Below are 11448 nucleotides of genomic sequence, written 5' to 3' on the forward strand. Positions count from 1 at the left end.
CATGGCAAGCAATTACTTTACAACCCTCAGGAAATCTTATATTACCAATACCTTACTGACCACCATTTTGAGCAATGTGCTCGTCTTTGGGCAGCCCATCCACCAGATGGCGGTCAACTTGAACTATTTTGATCACGATAGCGATAAGGTAACCCATTTTTACTCCTCATCCGGTGGGAGAACCGCCGGTGCAAGTTCCCCATCCCATAGGTTTTCAGCCCTGGAAACAGAAGCGGTAGTAGGGATCAAAACCAAGTCAGAACGGGAAAACCCGGCCGATAACTTTTTTACCGTAGAGATCCCTGACGATATCGATCTAGCGGACTATGGGGCGATACTCCGCTATGAGGTGTATGGGGTCAACAGTGCTTTACATACCACCAAGAGTATCAATAACCATTCAGCGGTGGGCGGAAAGCTTTTGGAAGAAACCGATACGTGGTCCGTTATCGAAGAACATATACCCAGCGCGCAGTTAAAGAACGGTAAAAATGAAATCTATTTTAACCGCCGTTCCAATAAAGCCTACCAATACCGAATAAAAGGGCTTCAGGTGGAATTGGTGACCAAAGCAGATGAGTTAATCGTACCCAGTGAAAAGGAATTGACAAATTACCGGGGAACCCTCTATTTTTCAGGTGTTGTTGCCGATGAAAGTATAGAGGAGATTTGGATAGCAGGGAAGGTGTTCAAGGTAAGGAACCGTTATGTGGAAGGGCTCCTGAAACAACAACCTCCCCATATCCGGGAACTTAAGGTAACGTACAAAGACCGTGATAACCAACAGCAGACGACCTATTGGCAAGTAAAGTACAGCAAAAATGCCCCTATAGCACTAGAGGTTCCATTTAAGTCTAACGAAATCAATAGGAGCACCCGTTCTCTCAAAGAGCTACGGACAAAAATTGAATTTTTTCCTGCCCTCTCGGTAAAGCTTCAAGAGGAAGACATCGATGCTATGTTGTCCAATAGGAAGATAGAAATACTGGGCCTGGAGTATAAGGATTTTAGGATATTGCCCCATGAACTGGAAAATATAACGGCGGGGGATTATTTGGGGTACCGGATCAGCAAAAAGGGGGTAAGCGATAGTTTGCCTTTGGAGCTGCATTTAACATATGATGAAGACAAAATACCGGCAGGCTATTCCGTAAAGGATATAAAAACCTATTTCTATAACAAAGAAGACCGTAACTGGCAAGCCGTCTATACGGACAGTATCGATATGGAAAACCATACCATCATCTCTACGGTGACCCAAGAGACCGATTACATCAATGGGATCATTAAAGTACCGGAGAATCCGGAAACTTCCAGTTTCGTGCCGACGGCCATGAGCGATATTAAATTTGCCAATCCGGCGACCGGGGTGGCAAGTATAGCCTCGCCCTCCGCCAACAATAACGGGAGTGTAAGTGCCCAATTTCCTATTAAAATTCCTCAAGGAAGAAATGGGATGCAGCCCTCCCTCCAACTTACCTATAATAGTGAAGGGGGAAACAGCTGGATGGGGATGGGCTGGAACCTGAATACCCCGGCCATTAGCCTGAACACCAAGTGGGGGGTGCCCACGTTCAATGGCAGTAAAGAATCGGAACTTTATTCCATGAACGGGGAAGACCTCGTCCTTAAAGTGGGCAGCGATTATACCAGTCCCCAACGGAATCCCAATATAAGCCGCGGTACTGGTGATAAACAGTTTTTCCTGAGAAAAGAGGGCAGTTACTTGAAAATTACCCGTAAAGGAAGTGGGACCACCAATTACTATTGGGTGGTAGAAGATAAATTCGGCAACAAAAGTTATTATGGAGGGATAAGCAGTGCCTCCTCTTCCTATACCATAAAAGACGATACCGGTCATATTGTTCATTGGGCCTTGGCAAAAAAGCAAGACCCCTACGGCAATTACATATCTTATTCCTATGAAAAACTTGATGAGAACAGTCAAAATGTAGCTTACAATAGCTATGGGGGCTTTGTACTTGGCACCTCTTTTTATTTAGCTGAAATTGAGTACACTAGAAAAACATCGAATGATAATTATTACTATAGGGTTAAGTTCAATAGAACAGCGGCACAGCAACGTCCTGACCCTATCGTCACAGCAAGAAATGGTTTTGTGCAAATAACCAATAAATTGCTTGATGAGATCAAGGTAGAATATATATCCGGGCAAAATACGACCCCAATTAGGAGGTATAAGTTTTCTTACGAAACGAGTAATTTTGGCAAATCCTTACTCAATCAAATTAAAGAATATGATGCCAATGGAGACCTTTTTTATAGCAATACCTTGGAGTATTATGATGAAGTAGGGAGCTCGGCCATTATTGGTGGCAGTAAAACCTGGGACGGGAATAAAGATGAGATATCTTCCCCGCTCCATACCATAGCCACCGGTGGCATGAGTACTTTTATCCCCAAAGGGTCAGCACTGGGGGCTAGTACTTCCCAAGGTTTTTCCGCAGGTTTAAGGGGAGGTGCCGGTATTGGTTTTAAGGCCACCAGCGTAAATACCACGATAGGCGGTTCATTTAATTATAGTGAAAATACCCAAGAGGGCCGTATCAGTTTTATAGATATCAATGGGGATGGCCTATCAGACAAAGTGGTCTATAAAAACGGAAAGGTACATTACCGCCCCAATTTAGGGGAAGATGAGGGTTTTGGGAGTTTAATCCCCATAGAGGGGCTTAGTAGACTAAGCAAAACAGAATCGAGGACCACAGGCGGCGGGGTAGATGCCAATGCCATGGGGCTTATAGGCGTAGGAAAAAGCACAAGTTCTACCAAGAGTGATACAGATTTCTATTTTACCGATTTTAATGGGGATGGCCTGCCCGATGTAGTGGGAAGCAACCGGGTGCGTTTCAATACTACCCAGCCCAATGCAGATTATACCTGGCGTTCATTTGGTACTTCCCCAGATGAGTCAGAAAACCCAATTTTAGCGGGGTCTGTCGATGCTAGTGTGATACAGGGACTGGATCTGGAAACCGAAGAAGAACTCCGGGCCCAATTCCCTCAGTTTGACCATGTAAAAGCATGGAGAGCACCTTACGATGGTGTAGTTTCGATTGGAGGGGCAAATGCTGTATTACGTACGGATAATGATTGTGGATTTCCTCCTTCGGCAGCCTCAACGAATAATAGGTTTAGGTTGACCATCGAGCATATGAAAACAGATCAGGTGGTGAACAACATTATTCAATATGGATACTTGAATAATCAAGGGGATACGGAAAGTTTTAATGTCACTAGAGTGGTTTCTAAAGGAGACCTGATCTTTTTCAGGGTACATAACCGTGATTATGGTTGTGGAGGGGAGGTAGAATGGAACCCTAGGGTTACTTATACCAGGATTGATAAAGATAACGACCTTCAGGAGGTATGGTCGGATCAAGCCCCCGGTAATGATGAAAATCTTGTAGATGAAAACAACAAGCAGATCAAAAGATATGATGCCAAAGAAGATTACCTGGTCACCGGGGGGCAATGGAGCCCCGGCAATGGAGATACCCAAGCAAGCTTGAATTTCAACCTCTCCAATTCCAATTTCTCCGCTAATCAATTTTCAGACGATGTGGATTTTGTGATCACCCGGGTACAAATAAATCCGTCCACAGGGGAAGCTGTCGGCGAAACCCGTTGGCAAAAAACACTCATGGCAAGTACCGGTAATTTTACCGCTAATTCGGCTTCCAATCAGTTTACGGTAGGCCTCAGTTCCAGTTATGAGTATATCTTCTATTTTGAGGTAGAAAGTGACTCCAATGTGAGCTGGGAAGATATAGAATGGTTTCCCACCGCTACAGGCAATACCTCGGGAACCACCACTGCACCAGTCAATCATAGGCCCTATCACGACAACGTTAACCAAAACCAATATTGGTTCCATGGGGATGAGCTGGCCAATCCTATTATTAGTGCAGCAATTAATAATGATGCCCAAAACCCGATGTACACCATTAAACATGATATGTTTTCCCAATCGTACATTAATTTTCTGGACGAATTTGAAGATGAGGAATTCCCTATAGAAGTCAATTGGGTGACCAAAGAGAAGCTATCGGGGAACATCGGTAAGGTGTTACATAAACGGACCTTCTATGTACAACGCATCCAAACTAGTTTTGGGGCTGTGTATGGTTTTATGGATGAGAATGGGAGTTCGGTCAGTTCCAATACTTCCTATAGGGAGTTTAGCATTGCCAAAGAAAAGGCCCAGGAAATCTATACTTCAGGGACTATTTTTTCAGCTTTTTATGTGTCCAATACCGAATTTGCAGAAGACAACCCTGCAGACATTACCTTAGACTTATATTCGGGTACCTCTCCGGCACTTAACCCCAATGATTACCCTTCTTTTTCTTCCATTACCTTATCGTCCCCTTTCCTTTCGTACACCCCCACGTTTTATGGGACACCTTACCGGGGATGGGGCCAGTTCCTATACAATGGGGCCTTGAGCATTACCTATGATGAGGATGATAATATAACGGGCACCGACTATTTTTCCGGGGCCATAGACCCCACGGTTTTTAAAAATCCGGATGAAGAAACCGATGTGGATGAACTTGAACAGCAGATTGATGAACAGGACCCCGACAATGTAGAAGTGGAACAGTCCGGCCTGCGCTATACCGTGTACGGACAAGAATATGACCTGCAAGAGCAGGCCTATATCAATACCAACACAGGAATTGAATTTGCCCATTACCGATATAACAGCAATAATCAGCTTACCGCCACCGTAGGCCGTTTTGGAGAGGCCAATATCTATAATGTCTGGGTGGATCCTGCAACCATTACCACTAGTAGCAACACTTATTTTGTGGGGCTAAAGCAGCGTTCCAAATCTAAAGGGAAAGCAAAATCCGGTAATATCGCAGGAGTAGTGAACGGAACCTTTAGTGAGGCCAAAAGCGATGTGCTGAACCAGTATATCGATTTAAATGGCGATAGGTATCCGGATCTGGTGACCGGGTCCAATATCCAATATACCAATATGCAGGGGGGCTTACAGAACGGTATGATCTATTCCAATAATTTTAGAACGGGAAGTGAAAGTTCAGACGAGACCGTAGGGGCTACCCTTTCCGGAATGCAACCCAACTCTACAGAAGCGGCCAACCAAAAATCTACCGGCAACCAGACGCGTACCAATGTAAGTTCAGGAATCAATCATAGCGAGGGGGAATCCTTCAATGAACGTTTATGGGTAGATATGAACGGGGACGGCTTAACCGATAAGGTACACCTCACCAAAACAGCGATTACCGTGAACCTGAATACGGGGTATGGCTCTTTTACCAATGATATGACATGGGGTACAGGCTACAGTGGTGATCTGCTTACCAGTGAACGGGAGAACAATTCCGTAGGCCCTTCCTTTAACTTCAATGCCTCTTTTGGGGCAGGCTTTGGGGCTTCCCGTAGTGAAGCCAATACAGGAACCACCTTACTGGATGTGAATGGAGATGGTCTCCCGGATTTGGTGAGAAGGCAAGGCAGTTCCTATAAATACTATTTAAACACCGGGCTGGGTTTTGTAATTGAAGGCCAGCAAAAAACTTTTTATGGTAATAGCCAATTGGAAGAGAGCATAAGCGTATCAGGTAATATATTCGGATCGGCCACTGCCGGTTTCACCATACCACTTTTATTTATCGTGCTCAAGGTCACCTTTTCCGCAACGGCAGGAGGCCTTGCCAGCTTTAATGAGACTACCGCTGCAGTAAGGGATATTAATGGAGATGGTCTTCCCGATGTGCTTCATAAAGCAAACGGGAACGGCTCAATCGATGCTAATTTAAACCGAACCGGGAAGACCCATCTGCTTAAAAAGGTAAATCTGCCTTTGGGTGGTAGTTGGGCGGTAGATTACAAGCGCAAAGGGAATACTTATGCCATGCCCCAGAGCAAATGGGTGATGAGCAAACTGACCACCCATGACGGTTTTACGGGAGATTCCAACCTTAGCCCTAACGAGACCCTCACCACGTTCGATTATGAAAACGGAAAATACGACAGACGTGATAGAAGTTCCTATGGCTTTGAAACCGTCATTACCGAACAGCGAGATCTTGATGAAAACCTGTTTAGGTACACCATTCAAAAGTTTCATAACCAGAACTATTATCTTAAAGGCATGCTCAAGGAATCTGCTTCCTATAACGCAGGGGGAGAGCTGCTTTCCAAAACCAGGAATTTTTACAATATGCTTAACCCCGAAAACCCGGTGGTTAATAGCAATGTGGGGCTGGAGGAAGCCTATCAACAGGGAACGGGCGAGTTGGACAGGACCCGGTTGTTCCCGGCCTTGGTAAAAACCATCTCTACCAATTATGAAGATGGCGGCATGATCAACTCTATCAAGGAGTTCACGGCATACGACGATACCGGGAACCTTATCCAATATAAAGACTGGGGTACTGGTGACGCCGATGCTTACCATACCCAAATCTCCTATGAAGACACCGATTTTCCCGGTCTGCCCACCAAAATAGAGGTAAGGAGAGCGCAGGATAATGAATTGCTCCGTCAAAGGATTGCACTCTATAATAACCAAGGTTCATTGCAAAAGATAACCATAAAGTTGAACGGTTCACAGACCAACCGGATTACATTTCAGTATGATGCTTATGGTAACATCAACAAAATTAAGCAATTGGACAATGTAGCAAATGGCACTGCATTTTACCAAGAAATTAAATACGATAATCAAATACATACTTATCCCACTAAATTTGATGATGCCTTTGAGCGTAGCTCAACAGCCGTCTACGATTACTGGTTTGGGGTACCCGTTCTGGTCACCGATATGAATGGCCACCAGATGCGTACCCGTATTGATGACCGTGGAAGGGTGATAGAGGTTACCTCGCCCAAAGAAATGAACAATACTAATGGTGAAGACTGGACCATTAGAAACCAATACGAGGGGGAAAATGATGTTGCCTCGCAGGTAAATGGTGCCAGTGCTAACACCTATGTGTTTGATGCCCATGGCAGCTTTCAGGCATCATTGCCCGGTTCAAGTCAAGCTACCGATAGTGAGCACCACGCGCTTACCAAGCACCGAGTGGATGGGGCTAACAATGGGGAGCTTCTTACCGTAAGTATGGTCGATGGGCTGGGCAGCCAGATCCAGTTGAAAAAGTCTCATTACACCGGGGGCACTATGGTATGGTTGGTGAGTGGCTACCAAAAGAAGGATGAATTTGGTAGGGTGATTGCGCAATATCTCCCCACCAACCAAAGCAGCTATGGTACAAGTACCAGTAATTTAAGCTATTATAGCGGTTCATTAACCAGTCCCGTGACTATCGATTATGATATAAAAGATCGTAAAAAGAAAATGGTACAGCCCGACGGTTTCCTGACCAAGTTTGATTATTATGTAGAAAACGATAAGTTGGTGACTCATATGTTAAGTAATTCCGATGGCCTGAACCAGACTAATGATAGCTATACTGATGCAAGGGGAAGGCAGACCAAAACCGTACAGAACGGTAGTGTGACTACCCAGTTCAAGTACAATACGGTTAATGAACTGATAGAGGTGACCAACACTAATGGTTACAAAACCAAATATACCTACGACCTGGCGGGAAGAAGGATTCAAGAGTTTCATCCCGACCGTGGGGTAACTAGGTTCACTTATAACAAGATTGGCAATATGACCAAAAAAGTAACTGCCAACCTGATGCAACAGGGCACTACTGGCGAAATTGAGTATGAGTACCATTACCATAGACTTACCAACATTCAATACCCCAACTCGGCCAATGATGTGGAATATGTGTATGGCGATAATTCCAATCCCGGGGTAAACGGTATAGGGAGGTTGATCATGCAAAAGGACGCCTCGGGGATGCAGTGGTTCGAATATGGCAGTTTAGGGGAACTTACCCTAAATGGAAGGGCCATTGCCGTGGCGGGTAAAATGTCCTATTGGTTTAAAACGCAATGGGAATACGATTCTTGGAACCGAATTAGAAGCATTACCTACCCCGATCAGGAAATAGTGAACTACCATTACGATGGCGCGGGTCAGCTCCGGTCCATTACCAATACCCTGCCCAATGTAAACCCCAACAACGTCATCACCGACATCACCTATACTCCTTATGGGGAACGGGAAAGCATTACCTATGGGAATGGCACCAAAACTTTATATCAGGACTATGACAGTAGGCGTAGGTTAAAAAAGTTGACCCACGACCTCAACCAGACCATACAAAAAAATTATACCTATGATAGCTACAGTAATATCACTAAATTAACCACCAATACCGGTCTCCCTACCAATGGGGCTCTGGCCGGGCCGGTCACGCACACCTACAAATACGATAACTTTAACCGCCTTACCGAAGCCGATGGCTTTTATGTGGGACCCAACGACCAGCCTTCAGACCTGCTCAAGCAGGAATACACTTTAAAAATGGAGTACGACGATGCCCATAATATTTTAGGGAAAAGGCAGACCCATATCCAAGGGCAGGTGAACAGTGCAAGTGAAGTATTGGGAAGTTCGGCAGAGACCATGCTGCGTACAGATTATGAGCTGGTCTATGAAGATTATGCCACCGGGCAGCTTTCTGCCGGAGGCGAAAGTTACGTACAGCCCCACGCGCCGCGTACCATCACAGAATACCCCACAGATTTTGGCGGTAACCAAGAAGACCCGCGCATTAAAAAGCAATTGTTGGAGTATGATGCCGATGGGAACCTAACGACCCTCAAACAAGAGGTGACCGACCCAGAACAGCCCTTGGGCTATAGCGAGGTGACCCTAAGGAAGAACCTTTGGGACGAAGAGGACAGGTTGCGTGCTGTAGATTTGGACCCGGAGGCCCCTGCCAACCAACCGGAAGTGGCCGCCTATACCTACGATGCCAACGGTGATCGTATCATCAGGTACCTGCCCGGCAGGATGGATGCCTATTACAGTGCCAAGGCTGCGGGCAGCAATAGACGGCTAGAGTCCATTTTGTACCCAAGCCCATTACTTACGGTGAAAACTTTGCCTTTTCTTAACGGCCCCGGTAGACGTGAACCCATTACCACCTACACCAAGCACTACTACATAGGTAGTGAACGCATTAGCAGCGCATTGGGAAGCCTGGATAACAAAGACCTAGGCGTATTGTGTAAAACTAATGAACCTCCGGCCTATCTTGACCCTCAAGGAGGAAGCTCAATGGTTATTGTAGACTTAGATAATAAAGTGGGCGAGGCAGGTCAGGCCCTGATCGCTACCTATGCTTCTTTTGAGAAGGAGCTGCAATTAGACAGTCCGTTTCTTTATAAAGGGAAAGTGCTAGGCTGTAAACTTTTTCATAATAAGAATGATTATGATGCCTACTGGTACCATCCCGACCATTTGGGAAGTTCAAGTTATATCACTAACTTAGCAGGAGAGATCACACAGCATATGGAATATTTGCCGTTTGGAGAAACATTAGTGGAAGAGCATTTAAACTCTTATAACAGTCCGTACAAGTTCAATGCCAAGGAACTCGACGAGGAGACCGACAACTATTATTATGGCGCACGTTATTATAACCCTAAGTGGAGTGTTTGGTTAAGTACTGACCCAATGGCGGAGGAGTTCCCGGGATGGAGTCCATATGCTTATGTTCACAATAACCCTATAAATATGATCGATCCCGATGGCAGGTCTGCTGATTGGGTTGATAATGGTGACGGTACCTGGACGGCGGAAGCGGGCGATAGTGCTTATTCACTAGCTAAAGATGCCGGTATCTCAATGGAGGAGGCAAACAGTATAGTGGAAAGCCAATTAGGTGATAATTATATTAGGGAATCTGATGGGATGTTGATGTCAGATGTGGAAATTGGTGATAATGTATATGTAGGAAATAATAATGATAATTGTGGAACTTGTAATAATGAGTCTATTTCAACTACAAGTTTGTCACAAGTTAATCAATCAAGTTGGAACAATGATCCAACTCAGATAATCACGACTGATCAAGATGGTGTTTCATTTTCTGATGGGGGAAGTGGTAATCTACCTGGTATTGACAATACAATTACTCAAACAACTGGAAGTACAATGAAACTAGATGCAGGTGGTTGGTTTGGCAATCTTTTTTCAGTAGCAAGTAGAGTTCCTAATCCAAGAAAATCAGATGTACATAAACAGGACGGATTTAATTCAAGTGATCCATTTTGGATTATAAATTATGCAAGTGATAATGGGATCGGGAATAAAGTATGGAGTCAGAATGTTATTTGGCTGCAAAGCACAACTACATTATTTAAAGCTGACTCGATTAAAAACGCCAATTTAAGAGATGCATCAAAAAGGCAGAAAGGTTTCAAAAGTTTTACAATTGATTCAACAAAAATAGGAACTCAATAATAAAAATAATAAGATGAATAAAATACTCATTCTGTGTTTGTTATTAATGGTTTCCTGCGATAGGACACATAAAGAATATTATCAAGATGGAACTTTATATAAAGATTATCGTTTGAAAAATAACTTTTATGATGGATTATATAAAGAATACTATCAAGATGGGGGGTTAAAAGTAATTCACAAATATTTACAAGGTAAAAATATTGATACTTCTTTTTATTATGATAAAAAAAGTATTCTTCGTGAAAAAAGAATTTGGTTAGATTCTTTGAAAAATAAAGTTATTTTATTTGACAATGATCATAAAACAGCACAAGGCTTCATAATAAATGATACATTAAAAATCAATGATTGGACTTACTTTAAAAATGAAAAGGATAGTATTGTTGAATATGTTATAGTAGATAATACTTCCCATGCAAATCAATTTTGGATTAAAAACAAAAGAGGGGATACATTATGGAATGAATCAAATGATTATCAAATTTATTTAAGTAAAAATAAAGTAAGATTAAATGAAATAGTCAGGGTTCGTCTAGTACTTATGGATCCGTATTTAAATAATTTATCGGATGTAAAAGTTTTATTATTTAAAGATAATAATAAATCGAATAAAAATTTTTATAATTATAAAGGAGTTAAAAAAGATACTTTTTTAAGTTTAAAAAATGATGGAATTCCTCATCCAGAAGTACCAAAAGATGTTCTACAAAATCATATAGTTGAATTTGGATTGAAATTTAAAACTACAGGCAGTAAAAAAATAAAAGGTGTTTTAAGGGAATATTCTAAAGGCTATTTTAAAGATCAGCCTAATAAAGTTGAAAATTTTACAAATGATTTGTTTTTTGAAAAAGAAATTACTGTAATCGATTCTTTAGATGACAATTCTTTATAAAAAACTTATATTTTGAATCTAATAACAAAAAATCCCTGCAAGGTTAAAATTGCGGGGTTTATTGTTTACATAATACTTTGGAGCTTGGTCTGTTTAAGGAAGGAATCTAACAGTTCCATCACGACATTTTTTTTATCTTCCGGCAGTTTTTGGATAT

2 protein-coding genes are annotated in these 11448 nt (G+C 42.8%); both read left to right on the plus strand.

The features are described from left to right. Position 1 precedes the first annotated feature (1 nt). Positions 2 to 10393, plus strand: coding sequence for a SpvB/TcaC N-terminal domain-containing protein (locus tag KW502_RS14300; RefSeq protein WP_219041237.1), 10392 nt, complete (start codon positions 2 to 4; stop codon positions 10391 to 10393). 13 nt (positions 10394 to 10406) lie between these two features. Then, positions 10407 to 11291: a toxin-antitoxin system YwqK family antitoxin gene (locus KW502_RS14305; protein ID WP_219041238.1), complete on the plus strand. Its 885-nt coding sequence runs from the start codon at positions 10407 to 10409 to the stop codon at positions 11289 to 11291. Positions 11292 to 11448: the final 157 nt, after the last annotated feature.

It is taken from the genome of Mesonia aestuariivivens (assembly GCF_019311235.1).
GTDB lineage: Bacteria > Bacteroidota > Bacteroidia > Flavobacteriales > Flavobacteriaceae > Mesonia > Mesonia aestuariivivens.

What these genes read in the sequence shown, in the direction of transcription:
- KW502_RS14305 (WP_219041238.1), top strand. Translation starts at nt 10,407, where the DNA reads ATGAATAAAATACTCATTCTGTGTTTGTTATTAATGGTTTCCTGCGAT.
- KW502_RS14300 (WP_219041237.1), top strand. Translation starts at nt 2, where the DNA reads ATGGCAAGCAATTACTTTACAACCCTCAGGAAATCTTATATTACCAAT.